This is a genomic window from Roseburia amylophila (assembly GCF_025567465.1).
Taxonomy (GTDB): domain Bacteria; phylum Bacillota; class Clostridia; order Lachnospirales; family Lachnospiraceae; genus Roseburia_C; species Roseburia_C amylophila.
The window spans coordinates 1-25,548 of record NZ_JAOQKI010000026.1; the positions used below are offsets into that span (position 1 = coordinate 1).

Sequence of the window (25,548 nt, forward strand, 5' to 3'; positions counted from 1 at the left end):
TAATTATACCAAAAAAACGCTCAGACCTCACGGTCTGGGCGATTTTTTTCTAGGGGAGTTTTTTTACAGCCCCTTCGAATATACCTTTAAAAAAGGGACTATTAATATTTCTATTTTCTCTGTAACCGTTTCTGCAGCACGCCCTTTGGATCTTTGATTAAAAACATTACCAGCCAGATGATTAATCCTAAGACCACTACAGATATCCCCAGGAAAAAATCATTCAGCATGTCCACCGGTTCCGGTGTAAAATACGCTGCCTTTAATTCTATATACTCAACTATCGCATCTACCAGCCACATCAGTGTGGCGCCCCAGTACATAAGACTTAAGGTTCCTATTCGCATCTCGTTGGTGCCGTCCTTAAAATACCATACCAAAGTTACAATCACTGCCGCAATGGCTGCTGTAAGTAAAGTCATTACTGTATCTCCTTACCTGTTCCGATAACCGGACGTTTCTCGATTACATTGGATACTGCTACCATACCAGCCCACACAGCCGTAACAAGTACTGCCATGGCGACACCGGTTGTTGCCATCTCATGGAGCATTGCCATCGCATCCTCCGGATTTCCTGCTGCTGTTAAAAATGGGAACCATGGTGTCACTTCGCCATGCCAGATATGTTCAAATGCCAGCAGTGCAGAACCGCCCCAAAGCATATGATTTAACCATTTTAATTTATGAGAAAATGGTGTCTTGCTGTTCTCACTTAAGGTAAGTTCCTCTTTATTTGCGCGTTCCTCTTTCCCCTTTACCACATGCTCTGCAATTGTGGTAACTGCAGCTTCCGTTGCCGGAACTAAAAAACATGCCATATTTATATCCTCCTTATAAAACTGATACTTTTATTATATGAGGGAAGTTTCTCAAAGTCAATTGTATTCGGCGGTTTCTGCGGGTTTCTTTCTGCTGCACTTTCGCTCCAGGATATATACAATCACCGTAAGAATTGCAGAAGTTATCAACAAAAAGTAGAAATTTATTCCACGGGACACACACATGGATGCCGTAAGAAAAGTTCCCGGAAATACCCCGGCGAAAATGCTCTTATACATCAGCTCCGTAATTCCCTGTGCCCCCGGCAATGGCAGCATATCCACGGCGATATAGACGGATGCCTGGAGCATCATGACCGTAAGCGCATCTGTGCCCTTTAAATGAAAGCCAAGATATACAAGATAAGTCAGGAAAAATACACTGCATCTTTGCAGCACCGTAAATAATGTGACCGCCACGATTTTTCCCTTATGTCCGGCAAAAAACTGCACCGTCTCCCGGTATTTTTCCTCAAAGCCGAAGAGTTTTTCAATTCGTTCCTCCGAGTGTTTCAGCAGGTGAAACCGTACGCAGAACCGCTCTACTCCTGTCACAATATTGTGAAACAGCTTTGGCCCGAACATCACGATTAAAAGAAAAATCACCAGCACTGTATTTAACAGTAGTCCCAGATAAAAAAGCCACATATAGCTTCCCAGATAATTCTTTAGCGGATGATAACCAAACAGCAGCATGAAAAGTCCAATCACCACCAGCACAAATTTGTAAAGCACTGCTACCGTCATTAAGACCACAGTACTTTCCGATATCTTTAACCCATCCTTTTTCATATGATAGAGCTGCATCGGCTGTCCGCCTGTGGCGGACGGTGTGATTCCCGAATAGAAAAATCCAATAAAGGAATATTTGATGCACCTGCCTGCTGCAATGGGATTTCCCAGTGCCCGCAGAAGATAGCAGATCATCAGCCCTTCTGCCGATACAAAGAAAATTCCAACCCCCATGGCTCCAAAGAGATACCACACATCCATTTTTCTTACTGCCTTTGCCACCTCTGTCATATCATTTCCCTTACAGATAGCAGAGAAGGTCAGTGCCGCCAGTAAAAGAAACAGCAGGACACTGATGAGATTCTTTTTATTCTTATGCAATTTCTGTCCGATACTGCTCCATACAGATGAGCTGCTTAAGTTCTCCTTCATAGATGACCTCTTTCTGCTCTAATTCATAAAAATCTTTTGGCGTTACCAGTGAAAAATGCTTCGAAAAAAGCTTTAATCCATTCTCCCCAAGCACCCGGGCAATAAAGGAGGAACAGGTATAGCGTTTCTCCCGGAAGAATTCCTTCTGCAATAAAATAAAAGGCAGCCCCGCGATGCAGTAATGATATTTGTAACGGTTTTCATAGCATTTTTTCAACTGCTTTCTGATATTTTCCTTCTGTTCTTTTGTGCAGTCTATGGCAAATATCATATAACGCGCCGTTGGAAATGCCCGTATGATTTTTTCCTTTTCTTCCCGCTCGAAACCCGCCAGAAGCGGTATCGAAGGAAATCTTCTTCCCACGCTGTAGCACTCATCCAGCATTTCGTCCATGCCAAGCACCACATGTATGTAATCCTGTCGGATGGCTTTGCGGATCATCCACGCAAACAGCCCCGGTGTATCTACTAATCCGATGTATAATTTTTCCATTTTCTTATCCTCTTATACGATTTCTGCTGTTTCTTACTGGAACTGGTACATCTTCCGTGCCAGACGATAACCGGTCAGGGTTACAAAACCGCCTGCCACACCCCCCGGCAGATAAGTAAATCCGCTTAATCTCCGGTATTTTAAAATGCTATAAAGCTTTGGATGCAGTGCCTTTATATGCTCCCAGAGATTCTCCCTTTTCGCATAAGCTTCCTTATCTCCAATCAGCAGCAGATGGATGGAAGAAATTGCCATCATGATAGAGATATTTCTTGTCATATAGGCTGCCAGCTTCGGATAAGTTTTTGATACCTCACCAAGGTTCACGCAGTCTGACACCAGTTTGGTCACCTTAATCTGCTGGTCAATCCGCTTCATTAAGACCTTTTCATTCACGGACTGGTCATCTCTTCCCAGAAAATAATGATACAAATCCAGATTCAGATAACAGATATTTTTCACATAAGGCAATGGTTTATATGCAAATATGTTGTCCACATAAAAGGTGTGCTTCGGCAATTGCAGCCTGCAATCCCGCAATATCTGGGTGCGGTAAAGCAACGCATGCATCACAAGGTACTGGGACGGCTTGAAATTACCCATGTCATTCCATGTACAAATCTTCTTCTCCGGAAATACATTGGTATAGCGCATTGGCTTTGTCTTATTCTCATAAAGGTGGTCATAGACATAATTGCAGACTACCAGATCCACTTCTTTTTCCTGCCACTCCCATTCCCGAAGTTCTGAAAGAAGCTCCTTTAAACTTTCCTCATCCAGCCAGTCATCAGAATCCACCACTTTAAAATAAGTTCCTGTGGCTGCCTCAAGTCCTGCATTTACGCCGGAACCATGTCCACCGTTTTCTTTATGTATGACTTTCACAATATCCGGATATTCCTTTGCATACTCGTCGGCAATCTCTCCGGTTCTGTCGGTAGAGCCGTCATCTACAATGATAATTTCCCCTTCCTCCTTGCATACCAGAAGGGAATCTATGCAACGTTTCATATAATCCTGTGAATTATAACAAGGTACTGTAAATGTAATTTTCTTCATTTTCCTAACCTCCTGTATCTCTGTTTACTAAAACGAATGAACTTTCCTTTTATCTTCAATTTTCTTTTTGTGTATTACTCCATTAATACAATTACACAATTAAAGCAATTTGTCAATTTACATTTCCTTAAGATTTGTTAAACAATAAATAACAAATTTTTAAATCCGGCTTTTAAAATCTTATGTTTGACAAATTTTAAGTTACCCCCTATAATGGGGATAATTAAGGCAGTTACAGGCTTTGATGGGAACAAGTAATAGCAAAGGAAACCTACAGAGAGTCACCGGTTGCTGAGAGGTACAGGGGCAGCTTGTTATGAATACATCCCGGAGCTTCGCACCAAATATTTAATATTTGTCAAATCAAAATTAAACTTTACAAATGAATGGTTTGTGCAAATTTGAATGAGTAGGCTGCGACGGATTAGCACACGTTATCGATGCGTAAGTTGCCAGATATCCTTAAGGCACTGCAGATGGCAGTTCTGTCGGTGACGGACACTTACTGAGGCAGGTTATGCGAATAATCTGTGAAAAAAGGTGGTAACACGAGACTTCGCCCTCGTCCTTTCACAGGACGGGGGCTTTTTTATGCGGGAAACAGGATAAAAACATTTCCCGGAATTTTAAAAAATATATTTTCAGAAAGGATTTTTATTATGACTTTATATGATGAATTAGTTGCCCGTGGCCTGATTGCCCAGGTAACTGATGAAGCCGAGATTAGAGAGCTCATCAACAATGGAAAAGCTACTTTTTATATTGGATTTGACCCAACCGCAGACAGCCTTCATGTTGGACATTTCATGGCACTTTGCTTAATGAAACGTCTCCAGATGGCTGGCAACAAGCCAATCGCCCTGATTGGTGGCGGAACCGCCATGGTCGGAGACCCATCCGGACGTACTGACATGCGTCAGATGATGACACCGGAAACCATTCAGCACAACTGTGACTGCTTTAAGAAACAGATGAGCCGCTTTATTGATTTCTCCGATAACAAAGCTCTTATGGTAAATAACGCTGACTGGCTCATGGACTTAAATTACATTGAAGTATTGCGTGAAGTTGGTGCTCATTTTTCTGTAAACCGTATGCTGACTGCAGAATGCTACAAACAGCGTATGGAAAAGGGCTTAAGCTTCTTAGAGTTTAACTACATGATTATGCAGAGCTACGACTTCTATACCTTATACCAGAAATATGGCTGTAATATGCAGTTTGGTGGCGATGACCAGTGGAGCAACATGTTAGGCGGAACCGAGCTGATTCGTCGTAAACTTGGAAAAGATGCTTACGCGATGACTATCAACCTTCTTCTGAATTCCGAAGGTAAGAAAATGGGCAAAACACAGTCCGGTGCCGTATGGCTTGACCCGAATAAGACTTCTCCATTTGACTTCTATCAGTACTGGAGAAATGTTTCCGATGCAGATGTATTAAAATGTCTGCGTATGTTAACCTTCCTGCCATTAGAGCAGATTGACGAAATGGATAAATGGGAAGGCAGCCAGTTAAACCAGGCAAAAGAAATCTTAGCTTACGAACTGACCAATCTGGTTCATGGCGAAGAGGAAGCCAAAAAAGCACAGGAGAGTGCAAGAGCATTATTCTCCGGCGGCAATCATGCAGATATGCCTGCTGCTGAAATTACAGAGGCAGACCTTCGCGATGGCGTTATCGATATCATGGGACTTCTTGTTTCTGCCGGACTTTGTGCTTCCCGTTCCGAGGCACGTCGTGCCGTAGAGCAGGGTGGTGTTACCGTCAACGGCGAAAAAGTAACCGACATCAAGACCACATATACTCCGGATGATATCAAAAATGCAGAAGAATTTGTTCTGAAACGTGGAAAGAAGAAATTCTGTAAAATTGTAATGAAATAATCTATAAAAAAACCAAAAGAGTTGTACCGATTTGTCCTGATGGACGTTACGATACAACTCTTTTTTGTCCTATAACTCGCTATTTCTTTCTGAATCTTATCGCTTTATAAATCCAAAGTCTTTCCATACTTTTCTAATACCTGTTTTGCCTGCTCTTCCGTTATCTGTAATTCTTCCTGCAGCAATGCCAGGATTTCGGCATCTGATTTTCCAAATTTACTACCGAGCTTTATGATTTCTACTTCTTTTCCCTCCTGCAAGCCTTCTTCTAAACCAGCTTTCTTACCTTCTTCCAGTCCGGCTTTTCTTCCTTCTGCTTCGCCTTGTTTTCGAATCCGCTCTTCTCTCTCAAAACTCTTCATATATGCAAGACCTACCTCTCCATCCCGCTTAACTGCCGTTACCATCCGATGTAACTTTTTCAAGTTTTCAGATGGAGCATTCTCTATGGATGAATGCTCCATGTAATGCAGTAGCTGTTTTAATTCCTCCGGCGGGTTTCCTTCCCTTCCCCTTGTATACAAGAATATCGTCTGTGCGCCATCCTCATATTCTAATCCCGGTACTTCGATACATCCATTTTTGATTGTATACACCATACGATTCAGTCCAAAGGGATCATAAGTTGTAATAAAGATTACGATGACATTCCGAAGACTCCCATAGGTATCCCCTGCTGTCAGATTTCCTGCGTCAATCTTCGCATGGTAAAACCGGACTCTTCTGGGCAGTGATACGATTTCTTCTTTTCCATCATTCTGGTCTGGTTCTATATCAAAGATTTCTCCGTTCTCTTCATCCAGATATACATCCAGCCGAATGCCGTGAGTCTCTGTATTCTCTCCGCAGAAGAAGCGCTGCGGCACTACCGTAAGCTTCCCTATCTGCCGACGCAGAATGCATTCCAAAATGTACCTCGCCGACTGTTCCCCGTAAATTTTGTGACTGGTCAGGCTGTTTACCAGAAAGTCATCCACCAGATTCAGTTCTTCTAATGTTTTCATGTTTCCTCCTTTTCCCATAATGCAAGGAAAAGCAGGATTGCATATCTCATTTCCGATTCTGAAATTCCACCTATCCAATGCACTATGCGTTCGTAAATTGTAATTAGAATTTAAAAGCATAGAATTCATTGAATTGATACCAGAAATTTAGATTGGCTTCCGCCACTCGAAAATCAGAATATATGCTTTGTGTTGATTGTAACAAATGCCCTTGAAGAAAACAAGTAAAATATTTATAAAACCGGTACCGAAGGCTTCTACCCCCGGAACCGGTCTTTCACTTTCTCCACATATTGAACGCACAGTTCTTTCCGTTCTTCCACAAAACTACTGCAACGCTCCTTCTTCTCTTCGAAGTAAATTTTACAGTACTCCTTCTGCTCCCCTGCCATATAAAGGTAACATTCTTTCCGGTCCCGCATCTGCCGTGCCAGCTTTTCCATTCTTGCACGGACGGTTTCCATATGTACGGTCGTATAAACCACATCAACTACAAAGAGAATATATAGGAAAAGTACCACTCTGGTGAGCACCAACTCCGGAATTGCTGCGGTAAGCTGCATGATTACCGGATGAACGAAGTGGAGCAGTATCACGTTTCCGATTCCAAATATGATGCAGCCATAAAGACAGATTCTTCCGTTCAGATTATATCTGTATCTGGTATAATCCCACCAACGTTTGTGGAACATACGCTCCATCGCATAAGAAGTAATATACTCTACTACGCCGGAGGTAAACATGGCTGCCACAAAGATTGCCGGCACATTTCCAATCCAGCCGATGAGCCAGTAATTAAGCACTGCTCCCGCTCCATAAATCGGAATCCACGGACCTCTTAAGTAGCCACGGTTGATAAATTTATGATATTTTATCTGGGAGCAAATGGTAGCTTCATAAAGCCATCCTGCTGCACTGTAAATCACAAACCAAAGGAAATAAATTCTGCCGGCTACCAAAAAATGCAGGAACACATTTCCGCATGTGCCCATAAATTCTCTTACCTGTACTAACATACTTCCTCCCTGCATCTGCGCTGTAAGGTCTCTCTGGTAGAACATTTCTTATCTATCCAGCAGACAATCCAGCTTTCCAAGTATTTCGGCGGCACCAGTGTCAGCGGAAACATATGCTTCTTGATAATGTCATGCTCTATCGGAGTTAATTCCACATCCATGCTGGCATTCCGCAATGCTACACCCGGATGGAAAAATCCATGCAGATGATGCGGCGTCAGCTGGTTATGCCAGTCATATAAGAAATAATCGTGAAGCAATGCACCCCGGATCAGCTGCTCCATTTCTACCTGAAGCTGATGTTCTTTTGCAAAAAGGTAACTTTCATATGCCACCTGAACACAATGCTCATATACCGTGGTGGTTCCATGCTGGATATGCTCCTTGGACTGCAAAATTCTGGTTTCTGCCTCAACCTGTTTTAATATATTCATGAAATAAGTATCTTTACTATAAGCTTCCATTTTCTTTAACTTTCTTACTTCTCATCTTATTCCATCTTAATCAATATCATGTATTACGTCAATGTCCGAATTCTTACGATTTCCTTAACCTGTAACCATGAGTGTTTTTTATAAATACCAGAAAGCTATAAAAACACCTTTTCATAGCTTATCATTGCCCGCTTTGGCTGCTTGGAATGCATGGAAAGCGCAACTGTTGCCATCTGGTCTGAATCATTTTTTAATAAGATGGTTGCCTGCTCGTCTGGACCAGTTGGTGATACCTTTCTCTGGCTCACAACCTCTTCCGGCTTTCATAAATTCATAATGGGTATTATGAGGTGTTGTAATATAAATAATATCCACTTCATCATCCACAAAAACTTCATCTATGGAATCATAGACCTTTGCAATGCTCTCATTTTTGCCATAATCTTATCATAAGAAAATGCATTTTAAAAGAGGCTGCTACAGCCGGATTTTGGTAAAAAATCTATCCGGTGTAACAACCTCTTTTTATGTCATATCTTTACTAAATTTACTTTATCAAATCGACGCAGTCCGGTTTGATCTGATACAATGCTTCTGTAAGACTTCCGTCTTCATTGCGGAAAACAACGGAAATCCGAAGTGTGGAAGCATCTTCTTTTCCATCGTTTCCTGACATGGTAATCGCATTGACGCTAAAATATTCATCCTCTGCAAGCCAATTGGAAACTTCGCCGCTTCCGCCATTTGCAACATAATCTTCTTTTTCAATATACTGTGTTCCAAAATCTACCCAGCCATTTTCGTCCGGTGTAGCAGAAAATACCGGATAATCCTTTACGATTTCAAAATAATCCGATAAATTATCTGCTGTAATTCCATCCACGAAATCTCTGACCTGCTGATTCATATAGCCTGCTGCAGTTTTACTTTCTGCTCCGGTAATTACGCTGACTTCTGCTCTGCCGACAGTTCCTTCCGTATCTGCTGCCTCAGCTCCTGCCGCAGCTTCTTCAAGCTTCTTAAGGTACTCCTCCGCTGCCGCCGGGTCTGCCTTAGTGGTATCTAATGGCAGGGTGAAAAGTGCAATTGTGCCAGCATAGTCTTCCACTTTACGGTAAGAGCCACTTTCATTGTCCATTCGAAATGCAGCCGTTTCGCTCCCGAAGCTGTCCACAATTCCCAACTGTACACCACGGTCTGCAAATATTTCCAAATCATCACATTCTATCAGCTCATAAAGAACTCCATCTTTACAGAACCAGGTAAGTGTCTCATCCATGGTTGCTGCATTGGCATCCAAAACAGACACGCTATTGATTAACGGTGCCACAAAAAAATTACGGTATTCCATATCGGTTCCATCACTTTTTGCAATTGCAACAGCTGCATAAGTATGTGATTTGCTGACATTTTCCCGAGTTTCCTGTGGTACACAAAGCTCTAATTTTTCTCCGGACACCAGTCCTAATAAGGTAATATCATAGCCATTGCTCTGCTGTGTCTCATTGACGCTTACCGCATCCTCTCCGGCAAATGCCCGGCTCAATGCTCCATTGTCCGCTACTTCATCCGCAATCTGTGACGGACTTAGGAAATGATACGCTGCATAGGCACTGCTGCCACCTAACAACAATATGGCGCAGGCACTTGCTGCGATTAATTTACGTGTTGGATGAAATTTTCTATTATGATTCATATTGACCTCCAAAGAAATATGTCCGGAGGCATGCAAAGAAGAAAAAGCCTGTTTATATCTTTCTTTATCTGTCATTTTCCCATTCCTCCTTTAATACATTTCTGAGCAGTCTGCGACCACGCGTCAACCTGACCTTCACGTTGCTTTCTGTCACATTCATAATCTTCGCGATTTCCCGGATGGTGTAATCCTCATAATAAAATAAATGTATGACGATTCGATACTTCTCTGGAAGCTTCATGATTTCTGTAAACAGTATCTGGGCTTCTGGTGTCTCAAATGTCAGTGTCTCCATATATTCTTCTAACGGCACACCCTTCTGCCGCCAGAAAGAAAGATTGATGTTCTTTGCTTTATTGATTGCCACCCGAATGAGCCATGCTCTGATATGCTGCTCATTTTCAAATTGTCTGTTGGTTGTATGATATTGAAGAAAAGTATCCTGCACCACATCATCGGCATCTGCTGCATTTTTACAGACATTGAAAGCCGCTGCAAATAAATGGTCTTTATACTTTTCCACTAATACCTCAGTTGCTATTCTCATGAGTGATCCCTCATATTTCTTTTCTGTTTAAAAGGCCTTTCACTATATATACAAGTGAGGATGGGAAAAGGTTACAAAAAAAAGAGCTGACCGACCCAACCTCTGACTGTGCCACAGCTCTTTTTATTGTCCAAATCTTTTTATAAATTATAACATATTCCTTTGAAGCAGTTCTTCTATTTCACTCTTTTTTGGTATTGCACGGATAACACCTTTTCTGGTTGTCACTATAGCTGCCGCTGCATTTGCCAGCTTTAAAAGTTCCTCCAACTGCTTTTCTGTCAAATTATTAAAATCATGTTCCAGAAGATAATTCAGCACACTTCCCGTAAACGTATCTCCTGCACCTGTTGTCTCGATTGTCTTTACAGAAAATCCACTACATTCCACACGCATTCCCTTATAATAAGCGCGGCTTCCTTCTTTTCCCATTGTTAAGAGAATGAGTGGTATCTGATATTTTTCCTGAAGGCATCTGATTCCCTCATCATAATCTTCTTTTCCAGTAACAAACTGAATCTCATTATCAGAGATTTTCAATATATCACATTGACTAAATCCATAATTCATCTGTTCTTTGGCTAATTCTAATGAACTCCACAAAGGTTCCCTTAAATTTGGATCAAATGAAATGAGTGCTCCACTCTCCTTTGCCGCTTTAACCGCTTTCTTTGTTGCAGCTCTTACACTATCCTGTGTCATAGATAACGTTCCAAAATGGAAAATTTTTGCCTGGGAAATAAATGTTGTATTAATTTCATCTTCTGTCAGCATCATATCAGCACCCGGATTACGATAAAAAGAGAACTCACGGTCACCATCCGGAAACGTATGTACAAATGCAAGTGTTGTATTTACAGTACTGTCTGTAAAAAGATTGGAGGTATCAATTCCAATATCATTTAACGTATTTCGAAGCAATTTTCCAAACTGGTCTTTTCCAACTTTGCCAATAAATGCTGTTTTCTTTCCCATTTCATTTAACATTGCCAGAACATTACATGGCGCTCCACCAGGGCATGCTTCAAACAAATCATTCCCCTGTTCACTCTGTCCATTCATCGTAAAATCAATTAATAATTCTCCCAATGCAATAACATCAAAGCTCTTTTTCATATTACGATTCCTCCTATATTTCTTCCTTTTGTTTTTATAGAAATGAAACCAGTTCTTTTCCGAACTGGTTTATCATTTCCTTTTCTTCTATATCATCATACCATGAAATGAAATTCATTTTTTCACGGTTCAATTCCATACACTTCTACATTTTCCAGCACAACACTTCCTTCTACTGCCTGAAAATATATTTTATTTTGTTCATTTCCCGCAAATACATTCATAGAATGATTATTTTGATAATTATCAGTAAATAATTCTAAGGAACTTTGATCAGATAAAATATGAACATCTAATACATCTTTTTCTTTTAAAAAGAGTATACTGTGTGATATCCCTTTACTCCATCCATCTGCCTTATTACGATTTACTTTTAATTCTCCGTTCTTCAAATCAAATATACAAACTGTTTGATTTATTTCATCGCATCTTAATTTTACAAGTAATTGCTGTGCATTGCTCGCTCGTAAATTTATATTAAATTTCAGCTCAAATGCTATTCCATCATCTGATTTTAACTCTTGTTGCGAATCACAAATCACCAACTTGTCCTGAACATATTTACCAGTTTTTTTTCTATATTTTTTTAACTCCCGTATCGGAACAAAACTCAATCTTCCACTTTTGGTCATATTAACTTCGCGCGGAAAATTAAAGAATCCGCACCAGTCTTCCCTGTAAGTCGGTCCCCAGTCTTTAAAAAATGGCATCCATTCCCATTCATTTGCCCATGCAACCATAATTCTTCTTCCATCAGGTGCCTGAAATGATTGTGGTGCATAATAATCAAAACCCCAATCAATTTCTCCTGAAACATCATAATCAAACCTGCCGGTATCATAATCAAACGAACCGGTTAAATACACACAAGTCCTCTCTCCTGCACCAATAGGTGAAAAAGTTAAAACATACCGGTTTCCTATACGAAAGAAATCAGGACATTCCCACATGGTTCCCCATTCTCCCCTGCTTTCTGCTAATACATTTATAAATGTCCAATGTATCAAATCTTCTGAGCGATACAATAACGCCTGTCCTTTTTGATTTTTTGAAGCTCCGCATACCATATAATAGCTGTCTTCGTGTTTCCATACCTTGGGATCCCGGAAGGAATCTGGCGAAATCCCTTCCGGTGCTGTTAAAACTGGATTTTTTTCATATTTTTCAAAATGAATACCATCTTCACTATAAGCAACACACTGTGTCTGGACAAATCCATTTCCATGATTCGTTGCTGCTGTGTATATTAAATATAGCTTTCCGTCAAATTCAATTGCACTTCCGGAAAAACATCCACCCTTCAAATGATCTTCATAAGGTTCACTTGGTGCTAATGCAACCGGAAGATACTCCCAATGAATCAAATCATCACTGACAGCATGTCCCCAGTGCATATTTTCCCAAAAACTCTGATATGGATTATACTGATAGAAAAAATGATACTTTCCTTTGAAATATATCAATCCATTAGGATCATTAATCCATCCCGTTTCTGCCATAAAGTGGTATTTCTGCCTCATTTTTCCCTGTGAAACTTTTTCTTTATTCTGATTAATTACTATTTGTGCCCGTTCAATTTCCTGAAGCATTTTTTCCTTTGACATCAATTGACCTTTCTGCTCCCTTTTCTATCTTGGCCATCTTTTTTCTTTCTCAGGAAGCTTTGAAAAAACATTATGTGGTTCCTTCTGATACCAGTATGCAACACTTGACAAATCATCCTGACGTTCAAATAAACCTTTATGTCCAACACCAATCTGTTGCACAGTAACCTTAAGCTCCTCATCAAAAAATACTGGATCCATGACATGCCAGCGATAAAAACCGCGCATTGGTGGACAATCATCATTATGGTATAAATTATTTACCAGATCATCATGCCTTGAATAATATGGATATCCAAGAAAAGGAGTTGTATATGTCTGTTCTATCGTTTTTCCGTTTTCATGTTTGGCAAAACTCCAGGAACCTCCAAAATAATCTTCCATTCCGGTTCCACAGATTGTTGGATATTGTTCATCTCCATCAATATAAAACTTTACTTCTCCTTCACCCCACCAATATCTTTGAAGTGTAGACAATGCTATATATGTACCGATATAATGACCACTACCTTTTATTCCATCTGCAATAACATAATCTTTTCCCAGCTCGGTAAGAGCTTCTCTCCTCCAGCTTGCGTGAAAATATTCCGTTTCTTCTGGCAGATAATTGTATAAATTATAATCAATCTGATAAAAAAAAGCCGGAATTGCATTTGCATGCTGATTTTCTAATGTAATAACTGCTCTCTTTTTAAATGGCATCTGAATATAAGAATTTAACCCTCTGGATGGGACAACTGTTATAAGACTGGAATTAATATAACACTCTTTTCCAAATCCACAACAGAAAAAATCCCCTAACGGTGCTTCTACGGATGGATTTTCCTCGCCATCCCAATACATTCTGAGAACCAGGTCCCTAAGAACAAAGCAATCTCCTTCTGACGTTTTATTATCCGTTGTTATCCATATATGATGAATAATTCCCGGACCATCTATTTCTCCTAAAACGACCGTCTCTCCCGGCTGGATATCATTCAAACAAGGACTGCCTTTTCTTGATTTTCCGAGACCGCTGGCTGCCATACCACCTTTTCCCTTTTCTCCCGTCCTGTTTTCAGCATTAATCGCCCTGCTTTTTCCATGTGTCAGATAGGGAAGCATTGCTGCTGTTCCTGGCAGCATAATCATATTTTTATCCATTTTATACCTTATCCTTTCGTTGCACCCATAGTCATTCCAGCTGTTACCCATTTATTTAATGCAAAATAGATTACCAGTGGAGGAAGAATTGAAATTGCTATTGCAGCAAATGTTGAACCCCAGTCCACATTTCCAAATGCTCCGACATAATCTTTTAATCCCATTGCCACTGTCTTGGCTGAAGTATCACTAATAAATGTATTTGCAAAAATAAAGTCATTCCAAATCAGAATACTATACATGGAAGCAATTGTAATAACGGTATTTCTTGCTAATGGGAACACAATCTGAATAAAAGTCCGAAGCGGTGAACACCCATCAACAACCGCTGCCTCTATCAATTCATTCGGAACAAATTCGTAAAAACTTACAAACATCATAACTGATAAAGGTAATGCAAATCCTACCTGTGGTAATATTAAAGAAAAACTTGTATTTAAAATACCTAGTTTACTATAAAAAATAAATAATGGTATTAATGTAATCTGTACTGGAACCATAATTCCAAATGTAAAGAAAGAATAAATTGTTTTTGTTCCTCTTACTTTAAATTTTGACAATGCATATCCTGCAGTAGAACTTAATACTACAATCAGAATCAGCGAAATAACGGTCACCTTTAAACTATTCCACATATACATACCGATTTTACCATCTGATAAAACCTTAGAAAAATTTTCCAGCGTAATACTCTTTGGAAATGCAAATGGAGCTGCTGACAACTCTACGGTTGGTTTCACACTTGCAACAAACAACCATATGACCGGATATATCTGAATGATTAAGAAGAGAATAATCAATACTGCAAATATTATTTTTATTATTTTTTTCTTCAATGATTTCCCCTCCTATTCCTTCTGATGCGTTCTTTTTCAATTCTTTTTTCTTCTTTTTGTTCCTTTGAAGTAAAAATTTTTCTTAAAATATAAACAACTAAAATACTTTCAATAATAATAAACACCGCTAAAGTACTGCCATAACCATACTGGTTACTTGAAAACGCCTTTTTATACATATATGTAGACATTAATTCGCTGGCATTTCCCGGTCCACCACTTGTCAATAAAAATGGAATATCAAATCCTCTTAATGCTCCTGTCAAACACATCGTCAAAGTCAGAAGTACAATATCTTTTATCAATGGCATTTTAATTTTAAATAATATCTGCATTTCAGAAGCGCCATCTATTTTGGCAGCCTCATATACAGAAGGATCTAATGAAACCAGTGCAGCATAAAATATAACCATATACATTCCAGTAAATCTCCATCCTTCCGGTATGGATACAGCTGGTAATACAGTACTTACTTTCGCAAGCCAGGACGTTACCATTCCACCTAAACCTACTTTTTGTAATATCTGATTCAATAATCCCATAGGCTCTGTTGAGTACATACTTCTAAAAAGCTGTGTGATAGCAACTGTTGTAATAATACATGGTACATAATACAACGTTTTAACCAGTGTCACATGCTTTGTCATATATGTCAGCAATATTGCAAAAAACAGTCCAATTAATAATTGCATGGAAACTACAATAACAAGGTAAATCAGATTGTTAAAAAATGCCTCATAAAAAACTTCGTCATGAAACATAGTTACATAATTTTTCAATCCGACAAACTGCTTTTTTCCTATTCCTCCCCATTTCATAAAACTTAATCGAATAGACTCTTCTATTGGATAAAATACTGCCAAAATATAGAACAATAATCCTGGAAGTAAAAATGCCAGAAAGGCCTTTTTGTTTCTTATAACGCCCATTATAACTCCTTCCTTTTCATTTATATAAGTCTGTTACGAGATATGTATTACCAATCATGATAATACATATCTCGATATGTCATTTACTTATTTTGTATATTCTGCAATAGAATCATCTACCAGTTTACAAAAATCGTCTACTGATAAATCACCGGACGCCAGCAATAATAAATTATCCTGCATAACGGTATTGGTATTGGAATCAAGGTATGTATCCCAAGGCTTCAGGAAGTTTTCACCTGTAGACTGCATATCTTCCTGAATTTTCAGATAAAGATCTGAGTATTCAACATCATCCGGTAAATCGGTTTTAATTGGAGACATCTGCTGTTTTCCAGCATATAATTTACCATAATTATCAATTACATATAAGATAAAATCTTTTGTTTTTTCATCAAATGTTTCTGCATTAAATGCCATACCAATTCCAGAATTTATACAAAATTCATTTGGCTGTGTTTTTGCACCTTCAATAGTAGGAAGATAAAAATAATCAATTTTACCCTGCTTATATGCATCCTGCATAGCGCCGATTTCCCAGTCACCAATATAATACATTGCAGATTTTCCATCTAAAAACATTGATTGTGCTGTTGCATAGTCTGTTGCAGCAAATCCATCATTAAAATACTGACCCATTTCTTTCATAAATTCTGCTGCTTCTCTTCCGGTTTCACTGTCCATTTTCTCTTTTCCATCTCTTAAATTAATGATAAAATCATTTCCGGTTTCTCTAAATGGAAGCATTGCTAAGTATCTCTGTACCGGCCATCTGTCAACACCATCTACCGAAATCGGTGTAATTCCATTATCTTTTAAGGTTTTACATACATTCAGCCACTCATCCATGGTAGTTGGTGGTGTCAGATTATACTGTTCAAAAATTTCTTTGTTATACCATGTCATTTCCACATGATATTCTAATGGTAAAGTATACATGGAACCATCTGTAAATTCCTGATATTTTAATGCAATCGGATAGAAATCATCATATCTGTCATTATCTTTTAAAAATTGTTTTACATCTACTAACATTCCTGCATCTACCAGCTCCTGACAATATGGATCGGCATCAATATCAATTATATCCGGCATATTGCCTCCGGCAATTAATGTCTTTAATTTCTGTAAATAGGAAGGTCTGTCCGCTGTTGTTTCAAATTCAATTTTCCACTTTCCGCCTTTTTCTTTACTGTACTGATCTGCAATTTCATGCATTACCTGATCTATTTCACCATCCACAGGTCTTGATGTCATCCACGTAACAGTTACCACATCATCATCATTTTTTGCTTCTTTTTTTGTAGAACCACAGCCTGCAATCAACCCTGTTACCATTGTTGCTAACAATAAAATACTCATCATTCTCTTTTTCATTTTAATCCCTCTCTTTTCTTGTTTTTATCACAAAATTGTTTAATTCCACTTCTCCCTGTACCACATAAACACCGGCATAGCCACCTTTGTGATCATACATTCTGGTAGATAATACAATTTCATCATTAATATACACAATACAGATATCATCTTCTCTTATTATCAGTAAATGATATTCATCTGCATCCGGAAGCCTTCTGGATGTTTCTATCTGGTATGGTATATCACCTTTTATCTGCCACTGATAGATTCCCTTTTCTGAACGTGGCCACATATCCCATGCTACTTCCTTTTTCCGTTGATTCATTCTTAAAAAATAACCCTTTTCCATTTCAGAATCAACATGTAACGCTATTCCGAATTCATGTCCCCGCTTCACACAGACATCCATTTCAATTGAAAAGCAATCTTCCGGAATTTCATAGACACCGGAGCCTAAGGTATCACTTATTACATGAATTCCTTTTTCTGTCTTTGTTATCCGGCTATTATAGCCTGCTGCTGGTTTCATATCCTGTACTTCATCATAGAACTCTTTCACACCTGGAATAACACGGACTTTTAATGTTCCATCTTCCGGATTCTGAATCAATTCATGGAACACCATTGTTCCACCCCATTCCCATGGTCCAAAATCTTTATTTCCATATTTGCTTGCAATCCATCCAAATGCAAATCTTCGCTGTCCATCTGATGCGGTTTTGATTGCATAATCTGATCTGGTGTCAAAGACATCATCTTCAGGAATTTCCCATGGTCCGTTTGGACTTTTTGAAATTCTATAATGTGTAGTAAATTGATCCGAAAAAGTGGAGAAAACCAGATACCAGTAATTTCCCATCTTGAAAATTTCAGGACATTCCATGGTGATATACATGCCAGGGGCATAAAACGGTTTTTCATAGGTCCATTGTTTCAAATCCTTTGACTTACACAATGCAATACAGCCTCCCCTTAATTCACCTCCTCCTTTAATTCTTGAAGCCAGAAGCATGTCATAACATTCATCTTCTTCGTTCCAGTATACAAATGGATCCCGCCAGTCAAATTCTTCATATTGCTTTCCATCAGAAACAAACAAAAATTCTTCTACCGTATTAAGATGTTCTAAATCTGTTCCTACTGCCTGCATTACAGACTGTACACTTTTTCCATTAATTTTTATATCTTCATTATACGCAGTAAAAAATGCATGATAAAGATTTTCTTTGTCTTTTATTACGGAACCAGTGTAAGCATTCTTATTTGGCTTGTCATCTCCTCCTCTCTTGATTGCTTCCCCTTTGTATTCCACATTTACAAAGTCTTTTGTTGTTACAAGATGCCAGGTAGTTTCTTCTGCATACTCCTTGTCTCTGATTCTTGGATCATGCAGATAATAACCATAAAAAGTTCCATTTTCATAATATGGTATTAAATCTCCAACCCATGCATCTTTTGGTCTGTACAATAATTTTTTCATACGCACCTCTCTTTGCACTATTTGCACGTTTTTTTCGTTCTTTTTATGCTTAAATTGTAGCATATGCACTATTTATTTTCAACATAGCTTTCTCAATTTTATCATTTTCTATTTTTTTTACATAATAAAAACTGTTGTTTTATACATGTTATACATCTTTTCATTGTTATTTTGTGCATTTCGTGCATTTTTATTTTTTGCACATTTTCTTCTTCCTTTATTTTTAATAAAGTGTTACAATAAATCTGGAGGTAGAAGTATGAAATGCACGATTAAACAATTAGCCGAAGAATTAAACTTATCCAGAAATACTGTTGCTAAAGCTTTAAAAAACAGTAATGAAGTTTCTTCGAAAACAAAGCAGCGGGTTTTAAATAAAGCCAGAGAACTGAATTACAATAACATAAACAAAGAACTTTTTTCCGAATCGGGAGATGTTACTTCTCCATCTAATGTGAATAATGGTTCTATCCTGTTTCTTACCAAAACCTATGCACCAGACTCTGAATTCTGGACTGCGGTTTTAACAGGTATTGAATCCATCTTATCTAATGCACATTATCATCTTGTAATTGGAATCATGTCTGAAAGTGATTTGAAAAAAATGGATTTTCCTACTGCATTAAAAGATCCTTCCATTAAAGGTATTATTCTTGTGGAAATTTGTGATGGGGCTATCTGCAATGCATTGTTACAATATAATCTTCCAATTATTACTGTTGATTTACCAAAGGATTATAATCCTGTTTTAGATATGATAGATATTGTTACTATGGAGAACAAAAAAAATATTCACCGGATTGTAAATTATTTAATTTCCAAGGGTGCCGAGCGTTTTGCCTTTGTTGGAGATATTTATTCCGCAAATGTAGGACGAGGTTTTCAGGAACGTTTTGATGCATTACAAGAATGTCTTTCTGATAATCACCTGGAACTAGACCAGAAACATTGCTTATTAACAGAAACTTCTGATGAATTTCAGGACTTTCAAACAGTCGTTAAAAAATTACAAAAGATGGCTTCTGTTCCGGATGTATTTATTTGCGGGAATGACCATACAGCAATCCAATTAATATATGCTCTTCAATTTTTGGGTTATCAGATTCCAAAAGATGTAAGTGTAGTAGGATTTGATGATATTCCTGCTTCTGAAAGGATTACGCCTTCTCTCACTACAATACAGACTCCAAAAAAATACCTTGGTATTGCTGCAGCCCGCCAGATGTTAGAGCGGATACAATATCCAAACTCTCCTCATTCATATATGGAATATAAAACAAAACTTATTATCCGGGATTCCACAATATAGAATTAATTTTGAAAGGATATTATACTATGGAAAACTTCTTTTCACTTGATGGTAAATTTTTTCGATTTATCAACAAATTTACCAGTTTAATTGCTTTAAATTTTTTATTCATTATTACATCCCTTCCTATCATTACAATCGGGGTATCCTTTTACGCCCTTTATCAAACAAATTTAAAACTTTCACAAAATACAGAATCCTATATTGCAAGAACTTATTTTTTCTTTTGGAGAAAAAATTTAAAGCAGAATATTCTTCTTTGGCTACCTGTAATGATTTTATTTATATTTTGTCTGATTAACTTATACATTTTACCTTTTATGCCAGAAACCTTTTTCAGGTCTCTCACTCTCTGTATACAATTTCTTATTTTGTTGTTATTGCAGGGTTTTCTTATTTATGCATTTTTTCTTCCGGATCAATACAGAACTACTTTAAAATATACCGTAAAAAATGCAGTTATATTGACTTTTAAATATCTTCCAGCTACTTTTTTATGTATTTGCATAAATGCACTACCAGTTTCTATTCCCATATTGTTACCAAAAATAACCGGATATGTGTTAGCAGCTTTTATTATAATAGGCTTTTCCGGGATTTCATTTCTGCATACTTTCATATTACAACTACTATTAAAAAAAGAGAACCTCTTCGGTTCTCTTTAAAAAGGCGTCTGCCGGATTTGAACCGGCGATAAGGGTGTTGCAGACCCGTGCCTTACCACTTGGCTAAGACGCCACATATTTAATTGTGTCAATTCACACTCATATAGTTTACCAAAGCTGTGCGTATCCGTCAAGAGAGAATTCACAGTTTTTTTCTCCTGCATTTTACCTCTTTTTTGCTTATTCTTTCCTGAATCCATTTGCTTTTTTCTCATAAGAACAGTATACTTATATATTGTAAAATATTAAACCATTTCAGGAGGAACAAATATAATGGAAAAAGGTAAATTAGGTATCAGATTATCATTTTATGCAGTAGCAGCTTTTATCCTTGCATTCTTAGGATACAGCACCGTTCTTGCATTACTGGCTGGCTTTGTTCTCATTGTTGAGAAAAATGAGTGGGCTTCCCGTCAGGTAATTCAGGCATTTTTCTTATGTATCTTTGCAGATATCGTAAATGGTATTTTAAACATTTTCGATTTCTTATACCAGATACCTCTTATGGGTTCTGTATGGGGAACAGCAATTTCTGTCATTGATGGTATTGTAAGCCTTGTAGTTCTGATTTTCTGTATCATGGCTCTTGTAAACACAGCCAAAGGAAACGAAGCAAACGTTCCTGGATTAAACGGACTTGCAAACTGGGCTTACGGCATTGTAGCTCCAAAGGTAAATCAGGCACAGCAGGCTTATTATGGTCAGCAGCAGTTTAACGGACAGCAGCAGTTTAACGGACAGCAGCAGTTTAATGGACAGCAGCAGTTCAACGGACAGCCACAGTTCAATGGACAGTCACAGCAGTTCAATGGTCAGCAGCAGTATCAGCAGCCAGAACAGCAGAATCCAAATCAGCCACAGTAGAATTATTACATAGCTAAAAAGTTTAAGCGCAGAGCATTCATTGCCCTGCGCTTTTCTTATGCAGTTCTTCAAAAGATTATAAGGAAATCATCAGATAACGGATAACAAAGAGTGCGGATAATACCACGGTGATAATGTTTAACTCCTTGAACTTTCCGGTAAAGATTTTAATTAATGTATAAGCAATCAATCCAACGGCAATTCCGTTTGCGATGGAGTAGGTAAGCGGCATCATGATTAATGCCAGGTATGCCGGAATTGCTTCAGATACATCATCAAATTCCATATCTTTGATGGCACTTAACAAAAGACCACCTACGAAGATTAATGCCGGTGCTGTTGCACAGGATGGGATGATGCTTACAAACGGAGCAAAGATGATTGCCGCTAAGAACATGATTGCTGTAAATACAGAAGTCAGTCCGGTTCTTCCTCCTACGCTGATTCCGGAGATACATTCACCATAAGTGGTAACGGTGGAAGTACCAAATATAGAACCGCCTACCGTTGCGATTGCATCACAGAGAAGGCTCTTCTTTGCATTTGGGATATTTCCATCTTCATCTAACATATTTGCGGATTTTGCAGTTCCGATTAAGGTTCCGATCGTATCAAACATGTCAACCATGGAGAAGGTGATAATCAGCATGATTAAAGTTAAAATTGCCTGTCCTACCGAGCTTCCCATAAATAATTCCCGGAAACCGCGGAAGCATGCGAATAAGGAAACATCTGCGAAATCTTTTACCTGGGCACCGAAGTTAATCTGGAAACCATCAAATACCGTATTTCCGGTGAAAATTCCAAGAATAGTTACTACAAAAATACTGATTAAAATAGAACCGGTTACTTTTTTCTTATAAAGAACGGTGGTAAGTACGATTCCAAAGAAGGCTAAAATTGCGCCCCAGCAAGCCACCGGATTTTCAGAGAAAGTAGAGAAATCCACCAAAGATACCATGGTGCTTTCATTTCCTACAATAAGACCGGCATCCTGGAAGCCGATAAATGCAAGGAATAATCCGATACCCACTGATATGGCAACTTTTATATTTTTCGGAATTGCCATTACAATTTTTTCCCGGAAGGAACATAAAGTAATCAGAATAAATAATGCACCGGAAATGAATACCATTGCCAGTGATGCTTCATAGGAATAACCCATGCCAAGCATTACGGTGTAAGTAAAGAATGCGTTCATTCCCATACCAGGTGCCTGGGCAAACGGTAATTTGGCAAGAACTCCCATTAAGAAGGTTCCTAAAAATGCGGACAGACAGGTGGCAAAAAATACGCCGTTGAATACCTTATCATACATATCGGTTCCTTCAAAAGGTGTGGCAAGCATTGCCGGATTTACCATGATGATGTAAGCCATGGTAACAAATGTTGTGATACCTGCAATAAACTCGATTTTTACGCTGGTACCATTTTCTTTCAGTTTGAAAAACTTTTCCATAATAAACGTCCTTTCTTTTGTTTTATCTAAACCAGTTCACAAACTGGAATAAATCGATTATTTATAATATCCAATAATCCCCGGTTGGTAATTGCCATCTCCGGAATAACAGCAAGGGAAATCTGAAGACTCATAGTGAGGATTGGATTCTTAAGAATACAGCCATGTTCCCACAAATCAGCTAAAAGTCTATCTGTTTCCTTTACAAATACATCCATTGGCTTCTGACTTAAAATGCCAAGTACCGGAAGTCCCACAAATTGTTTCTCTTCTCCATCCCTTACATAAGAAAGACCACCCTGTTTTACAATGACCTGATTAAATGCCAGCGTCATATCTGAAAGAGAAGTTCCAAATGCAATCAGATTCTGGGTATCCTGTCCTACCGAACCGGCAAATGCTCCCTGCAGTGCTCCTGCCTGGCTGATGATGCCGATTCCGATGGAACCATCTTTCCGGTAACGGTCTACTACTGCACAATACATTAAGTCATCCTCTAAAATGAGTGCACCGTTCTTTACCGGAAGCTTTCTCTCTTCGTGAATTGTCTCTAAGGTTCCGTCCACGATTTTTACAATATTGACTTTTACTTCGCCATCTATGCAGCCTTCCGGCAATGGAATCGTAAGTTCTCCTTCTTTTAAATCATCCCGCTTTATGGAATGGATCACTTCTTTCGGATAATCCATTCGCGGATAAGAAGCCTTTGCAATTTCTCCGTTTACAATAACATCCTGCACCTTAAAGTCTGTTAAATTCTTCACAAGTATCATGTCTGCACGATATCCTTCTGCAATGACACCTCTGTCCTTTAATCCATAGGCTGCTGCCGGATAAACCGTAGCAAGCTTGATTGCCTGAAGCGGCTCCACACCTTCTTTCACAATCTGCGCCAGTGCATAGTTCATATGTCCATGCTCTGCCATATCTTTTGCTGTAATACAGCCATCGGTAGAAAGTAAAATATGGTCGCTGTCTCCTGCTTTATCTAAGAATTCTTTTGCACTTGCAGGCTCTTTTAAGGAGCCACGGCGGATAATGACATACATTCCTTTTCTGAATTTTTCTAACATTTCCCCCACCGTTACACTCTCATGATCAGAGCTTACGCCTGCTGCAATATAGGTATCTAAGTCAGCTCCCAATACACCCGGCGCATGTCCGTCTATTTTTAAACCTTTTTCTTTTCCATAATCCAAGATTTCTTTTAAAGAAGCTTCCTTTGCAATGACCCGGTTATAATCCATGGCTTCTGCAATTCCATACATGCCATATTCTTCCACCATCACTTTGACATCGGAAAGCATCACCTGTCCATAACAGTCTTCATATCCCGGTGCTGATGGAACACAGGGAGAAGCCATCCAGACCGGTGTAAGATCTGTCTCCTTCATCTCTTCCATCAGATATTTTGCACCTTTATGTCCTAAGACATTTACTGCATCATGAGGGTCTAAGACTGCTGCTGTGGTTCCGTTTTGTATCAGTGCCTCTGCAAAAGATGCACTGCTTAACATGCTAAGCTCCACATGGGTATGGGCGTCAATTAATCCCGGCAGGGCAGTAAGCCCTTCCCCATTGATTACCGTAAGATGCTCCTTTTCTTCTACTTCACTGGCATCAATATGCTCTGCAATTTTCTCAAAACGACCATTTCTGATATAAATATCCCCGGTTTTTATCTTATCTTCCAACACATCTGCAATCGCAACATTCTTAATCAACAGGCTCATAGGATTCTTTTCCTTTCTGAAACAATGGTAGTTTCTGTAAAAATGTGATATCTGTCCGCTCTGCCGCTTTTCCCTCTGCCAGAATTGCAAGCCTGCTGCAAACCTCTCCTCCGGCTTTCTGCACCAGACGCTCTGCCGCAGCCAGGGATTCTCCTTTTGAAATCACATCATCCACAATTGCAACTTTCTTTCCCTTTAACTTCTCTGCATCCGTTTCATCCAGAAAAATGTCCTGATTTCCCTCTGTTGTAATGGAATGCACCGCATCCTGGATAAATGATTTCACATAGGACTTCACGCTTTTCCGGACTACCACAAATTCCTTCATATGAAGCTGCTTTGAAATCTCATACGCCAGGGCAATTCCCTTTGCTTCAATGGTCAGGATAATTTCCGCTCCATTGGCAAATGCCGCCAGTTCCTTACCTGCTTTCTCAATCAGCTCTGTATCACTGATTACCACAAAACTTGCATACGCTGTTCCATCTGACAGTTTAACAAAAGGCAGTTCACGTTTCAGACCACATACTTCTAAATCATAATGTTCCATTTTATCTATATCCTCTTATCCATCATTATATATCCGCCGGAGAATGTTCTGTCTCCTTCGGATGTATTGTAACTATGAAAAATACGAAAGGTACAACACGTCCCCGTATTGCACCTTTGCTTTACATACATTTGCATTATAATAGAAATCATTTTATAATAAAAATACTATTTTTACTTGATTTCTATAATATTTTTATTATATTGTGTAGAGGAGGATTGTAAAAATATTTACTTCTATATAATTAGCCGGTTATGCAGGAAGATTATTTTATCTGATATGAAATGTCTGCAGTTCTTAGTTACATGTTTTTCTTGATTATAAACTGTCTTTCCATTGCTTTGAGAGGATAACTGCTCTGTCCGCCGAAGTACGGATGCTG

Annotated in this window: 25 protein-coding genes and 1 tRNA gene; 4 read left to right on the forward strand and 22 right to left on the reverse strand. The window is 38.7% G+C overall.

What is annotated here, in order from left to right; genetic code table 11:
* Positions 1–110: 110 nt before the first annotated feature.
* From OCV43_RS12805 to OCV43_RS12825, 5 genes are read right to left on the reverse strand one after another with little or no spacing between them, the layout of a single operon-like run.
* On the reverse strand, positions 111–422 hold the full coding sequence (locus tag OCV43_RS12805) for a hypothetical protein (protein WP_262624276.1): 312 nt from the start codon (positions 420–422) through the stop codon (positions 111–113).
* Positions 422–820 carry a hypothetical protein gene (locus OCV43_RS12810; RefSeq protein ID WP_117842205.1) on the reverse strand — a complete coding sequence of 133 codons (399 nt, stop codon included), beginning with the start codon at positions 818–820 and terminating at the stop codon, positions 422–424. The genes OCV43_RS12805 and OCV43_RS12810 overlap by 1 nt, the downstream gene beginning before the upstream one ends.
* Before the next feature lie 57 nt (positions 821–877).
* Positions 878–1,984, reverse strand: coding sequence for a lysylphosphatidylglycerol synthase transmembrane domain-containing protein (locus OCV43_RS12815; RefSeq protein ID WP_262624277.1), 1,107 nt, complete (start codon positions 1,982–1,984; stop codon positions 878–880).
* Complete coding sequence (locus OCV43_RS12820; RefSeq protein WP_262624278.1) at positions 1,926–2,477, reverse strand: hypothetical protein; 552 nt, start codon at positions 2,475–2,477, stop codon at positions 1,926–1,928. Before OCV43_RS12820 ends, OCV43_RS12815 begins: the two co-directional genes overlap by 59 nt.
* A gap of 33 nt (positions 2,478–2,510) precedes the next feature.
* Complete coding sequence (locus OCV43_RS12825; protein WP_022242539.1) at positions 2,511–3,536, reverse strand: glycosyltransferase family 2 protein; 1,026 nt, start codon at positions 3,534–3,536, stop codon at positions 2,511–2,513.
* A gap of 659 nt (positions 3,537–4,195) precedes the next feature.
* On the opposite strand from OCV43_RS12825, the gene tyrS reads away from it, so the two are divergent.
* Positions 4,196–5,422, forward strand: a complete 1,227-nt coding sequence (tyrS, locus tag OCV43_RS12830) for a tyrosine--tRNA ligase (RefSeq protein WP_262624280.1) — start codon at positions 4,196–4,198, stop codon at positions 5,420–5,422.
* A gap of 104 nt (positions 5,423–5,526) precedes the next feature.
* On the opposite strand, the gene OCV43_RS12835 is transcribed toward tyrS, so the two are convergent.
* From OCV43_RS12835 to OCV43_RS12895, 13 genes are all read right to left on the reverse strand, one after another.
* Positions 5,527–6,426, reverse strand: a complete 900-nt coding sequence (locus OCV43_RS12835) for an Rpn family recombination-promoting nuclease/putative transposase (RefSeq protein WP_262624281.1) — start codon at positions 6,424–6,426, stop codon at positions 5,527–5,529.
* A 257-nt stretch (positions 6,427–6,683) separates the two neighbouring features.
* Positions 6,684–7,442, reverse strand: coding sequence for a putative ABC transporter permease (locus OCV43_RS12840; RefSeq protein ID WP_262624282.1), 759 nt, complete (start codon positions 7,440–7,442; stop codon positions 6,684–6,686).
* Positions 7,436–7,906 (reverse strand): HD domain-containing protein, encoded by a 471-nt coding sequence (locus OCV43_RS12845; protein ID WP_227710494.1) that lies wholly within the window; start codon positions 7,904–7,906, stop codon positions 7,436–7,438. Before OCV43_RS12845 ends, OCV43_RS12840 begins: the two co-directional genes overlap by 7 nt.
* A gap of 125 nt (positions 7,907–8,031) precedes the next feature.
* Positions 8,032–8,184, reverse strand: a complete 153-nt coding sequence (locus OCV43_RS12850; RefSeq protein ID WP_262624283.1) for a hypothetical protein — start codon at positions 8,182–8,184, stop codon at positions 8,032–8,034.
* A gap of 239 nt (positions 8,185–8,423) precedes the next feature.
* On the reverse strand, positions 8,424–9,647 hold the full coding sequence (locus OCV43_RS12855) for a hypothetical protein (RefSeq protein WP_262624284.1): 1,224 nt from the start codon (positions 9,645–9,647) through the stop codon (positions 8,424–8,426).
* Entirely contained in the window at positions 9,637–10,119 is a 483-nt protein-coding gene (locus tag OCV43_RS12860) for an RNA polymerase sigma factor (protein ID WP_262624285.1), read from the reverse strand. Before OCV43_RS12860 ends, OCV43_RS12855 begins: the two co-directional genes overlap by 11 nt.
* 147 nt (positions 10,120–10,266) lie before the next feature.
* Positions 10,267–11,235, reverse strand: coding sequence for a PfkB family carbohydrate kinase (locus OCV43_RS12865; RefSeq protein ID WP_227701382.1), 969 nt, complete (start codon positions 11,233–11,235; stop codon positions 10,267–10,269).
* A gap of 122 nt (positions 11,236–11,357) precedes the next feature.
* Positions 11,358–12,839: a glycoside hydrolase family 32 protein gene (locus tag OCV43_RS12870; RefSeq protein WP_227710498.1), complete on the reverse strand. Its 1,482-nt coding sequence runs from the start codon at positions 12,837–12,839 to the stop codon at positions 11,358–11,360.
* A gap of 24 nt (positions 12,840–12,863) precedes the next feature.
* Entirely contained in the window at positions 12,864–13,970 is a 1,107-nt protein-coding gene (locus OCV43_RS12875; RefSeq protein ID WP_416390269.1) for a glycoside hydrolase family 172 protein, read from the reverse strand.
* A 20-nt stretch (positions 13,971–13,990) separates the two neighbouring features.
* Entirely contained in the window at positions 13,991–14,818 is an 828-nt protein-coding gene (locus tag OCV43_RS12880; protein ID WP_022242530.1) for a carbohydrate ABC transporter permease, read from the reverse strand.
* On the reverse strand, positions 14,815–15,747 hold the full coding sequence (locus OCV43_RS12885) for a carbohydrate ABC transporter permease (protein WP_262624286.1): 933 nt from the start codon (positions 15,745–15,747) through the stop codon (positions 14,815–14,817). The genes OCV43_RS12880 and OCV43_RS12885 overlap by 4 nt, the downstream gene beginning before the upstream one ends.
* 87 nt (positions 15,748–15,834) lie before the next feature.
* Positions 15,835–17,124, reverse strand: a complete 1,290-nt coding sequence (locus OCV43_RS12890; RefSeq protein ID WP_118542398.1) for an ABC transporter substrate-binding protein — start codon at positions 17,122–17,124, stop codon at positions 15,835–15,837.
* 1 nt (position 17,125) lies between these two features.
* On the reverse strand, positions 17,126–18,586 hold the full coding sequence (locus OCV43_RS12895) for a glycoside hydrolase family 32 protein (RefSeq protein ID WP_262624287.1): 1,461 nt from the start codon (positions 18,584–18,586) through the stop codon (positions 17,126–17,128).
* Between the two features lie 145 nt (positions 18,587–18,731).
* Here OCV43_RS12895 and OCV43_RS12900 point away from each other — a divergent pair, with 145 nt between their 5' ends.
* Both OCV43_RS12900 and OCV43_RS14150 read left to right on the forward strand, forming a co-directional pair.
* Positions 18,732–19,895, forward strand: a complete 1,164-nt coding sequence (locus OCV43_RS12900) for a LacI family DNA-binding transcriptional regulator (RefSeq protein ID WP_262624288.1) — start codon at positions 18,732–18,734, stop codon at positions 19,893–19,895.
* Positions 19,896–19,921: 26 nt separating this feature from the next.
* Positions 19,922–20,560, forward strand: a complete 639-nt coding sequence (locus OCV43_RS14150; RefSeq protein ID WP_022242525.1) for a DUF624 domain-containing protein — start codon at positions 19,922–19,924, stop codon at positions 20,558–20,560.
* Positions 20,561–20,562: 2 nt separating this feature from the next.
* Here the strand turns inward: OCV43_RS14150 and OCV43_RS12905 are convergent.
* A tRNA-Cys gene (locus OCV43_RS12905) sits at positions 20,563–20,633 on the reverse strand.
* A gap of 200 nt (positions 20,634–20,833) precedes the next feature.
* Here OCV43_RS12905 and OCV43_RS12910 point away from each other — a divergent pair.
* A complete protein-coding gene (locus tag OCV43_RS12910) occupies positions 20,834–21,424 on the forward strand; it encodes a hypothetical protein (RefSeq protein ID WP_022242524.1) in 591 nt (196 codons plus the stop codon).
* Between the two features lie 76 nt (positions 21,425–21,500).
* Here the strand turns inward: OCV43_RS12910 and OCV43_RS12915 are convergent, their stop codons facing one another.
* From OCV43_RS12915 to OCV43_RS12925, 3 genes are read right to left on the reverse strand one after another with little or no spacing between them, the layout of a single operon-like run.
* Positions 21,501–22,883, reverse strand: coding sequence for an NCS2 family permease (locus OCV43_RS12915; RefSeq protein ID WP_022242523.1), 1,383 nt, complete (start codon positions 22,881–22,883; stop codon positions 21,501–21,503).
* Between the two features lie 26 nt (positions 22,884–22,909).
* A complete protein-coding gene (locus OCV43_RS12920; RefSeq protein ID WP_262624289.1) occupies positions 22,910–24,616 on the reverse strand; it encodes an adenine deaminase C-terminal domain-containing protein in 1,707 nt (568 codons plus the stop codon).
* Entirely contained in the window at positions 24,600–25,166 is a 567-nt protein-coding gene (locus OCV43_RS12925; RefSeq protein ID WP_022242521.1) for a phosphoribosyltransferase family protein, read from the reverse strand. The genes OCV43_RS12920 and OCV43_RS12925 overlap by 17 nt, the downstream gene beginning before the upstream one ends.
* Between the last annotated feature and the right edge of the window lie 382 nt (positions 25,167–25,548).

What these genes read in the sequence shown, in the direction of transcription:
- OCV43_RS12885 (WP_262624286.1), bottom strand. Translation starts at nt 15,747, where the DNA reads ATGGGCGTTATAAGAAACAAAAAGGCCTTTCTGGCATTTTTACTTCCA.
- OCV43_RS12845 (WP_227710494.1), bottom strand. Translation starts at nt 7,906, where the DNA reads ATGGAAGCTTATAGTAAAGATACTTATTTCATGAATATATTAAAACAG.
- OCV43_RS12925 (WP_022242521.1), bottom strand. Translation starts at nt 25,166, where the DNA reads ATGGAACATTATGATTTAGAAGTATGTGGTCTGAAACGTGAACTGCCT.
- OCV43_RS12835 (WP_262624281.1), bottom strand. Translation starts at nt 6,426, where the DNA reads ATGAAAACATTAGAAGAACTGAATCTGGTGGATGACTTTCTGGTAAAC.
- OCV43_RS12900 (WP_262624288.1), top strand. Translation starts at nt 18,732, where the DNA reads ATGTTATACATCTTTTCATTGTTATTTTGTGCATTTCGTGCATTTTTA.
- OCV43_RS12895 (WP_262624287.1), bottom strand. Translation starts at nt 18,586, where the DNA reads ATGAAAAAATTATTGTACAGACCAAAAGATGCATGGGTTGGAGATTTA.
- OCV43_RS14150 (WP_022242525.1), top strand. Translation starts at nt 19,922, where the DNA reads ATGGAAAACTTCTTTTCACTTGATGGTAAATTTTTTCGATTTATCAAC.
- OCV43_RS12815 (WP_262624277.1), bottom strand. Translation starts at nt 1,984, where the DNA reads ATGAAGGAGAACTTAAGCAGCTCATCTGTATGGAGCAGTATCGGACAG.
- OCV43_RS12825 (WP_022242539.1), bottom strand. Translation starts at nt 3,536, where the DNA reads ATGAAGAAAATTACATTTACAGTACCTTGTTATAATTCACAGGATTAT.
- OCV43_RS12820 (WP_262624278.1), bottom strand. Translation starts at nt 2,477, where the DNA reads ATGGAAAAATTATACATCGGATTAGTAGATACACCGGGGCTGTTTGCG.
- OCV43_RS12915 (WP_022242523.1), bottom strand. Translation starts at nt 22,883, where the DNA reads ATGGAAAAGTTTTTCAAACTGAAAGAAAATGGTACCAGCGTAAAAATC.
- OCV43_RS12920 (WP_262624289.1), bottom strand. Translation starts at nt 24,616, where the DNA reads ATGAGCCTGTTGATTAAGAATGTTGCGATTGCAGATGTGTTGGAAGAT.
- OCV43_RS12890 (WP_118542398.1), bottom strand. Translation starts at nt 17,124, where the DNA reads ATGAAAAAGAGAATGATGAGTATTTTATTGTTAGCAACAATGGTAACA.
- OCV43_RS12875 (WP_416390269.1), bottom strand. Translation starts at nt 13,970, where the DNA reads ATGATTATGCTGCCAGGAACAGCAGCAATGCTTCCCTATCTGACACAT.
- OCV43_RS12870 (WP_227710498.1), bottom strand. Translation starts at nt 12,839, where the DNA reads ATGTCAAAGGAAAAAATGCTTCAGGAAATTGAACGGGCACAAATAGTA.
- OCV43_RS12860 (WP_262624285.1), bottom strand. Translation starts at nt 10,119, where the DNA reads ATGAGAATAGCAACTGAGGTATTAGTGGAAAAGTATAAAGACCATTTA.
- OCV43_RS12910 (WP_022242524.1), top strand. Translation starts at nt 20,834, where the DNA reads ATGGAAAAAGGTAAATTAGGTATCAGATTATCATTTTATGCAGTAGCA.
- OCV43_RS12855 (WP_262624284.1), bottom strand. Translation starts at nt 9,647, where the DNA reads ATGACAGATAAAGAAAGATATAAACAGGCTTTTTCTTCTTTGCATGCC.
- OCV43_RS12805 (WP_262624276.1), bottom strand. Translation starts at nt 422, where the DNA reads ATGACTTTACTTACAGCAGCCATTGCGGCAGTGATTGTAACTTTGGTA.
- OCV43_RS12840 (WP_262624282.1), bottom strand. Translation starts at nt 7,442, where the DNA reads ATGTTAGTACAGGTAAGAGAATTTATGGGCACATGCGGAAATGTGTTC.
- tyrS (WP_262624280.1), top strand. Translation starts at nt 4,196, where the DNA reads ATGACTTTATATGATGAATTAGTTGCCCGTGGCCTGATTGCCCAGGTA.
- OCV43_RS12865 (WP_227701382.1), bottom strand. Translation starts at nt 11,235, where the DNA reads ATGAAAAAGAGCTTTGATGTTATTGCATTGGGAGAATTATTAATTGAT.
- OCV43_RS12810 (WP_117842205.1), bottom strand. Translation starts at nt 820, where the DNA reads ATGGCATGTTTTTTAGTTCCGGCAACGGAAGCTGCAGTTACCACAATT.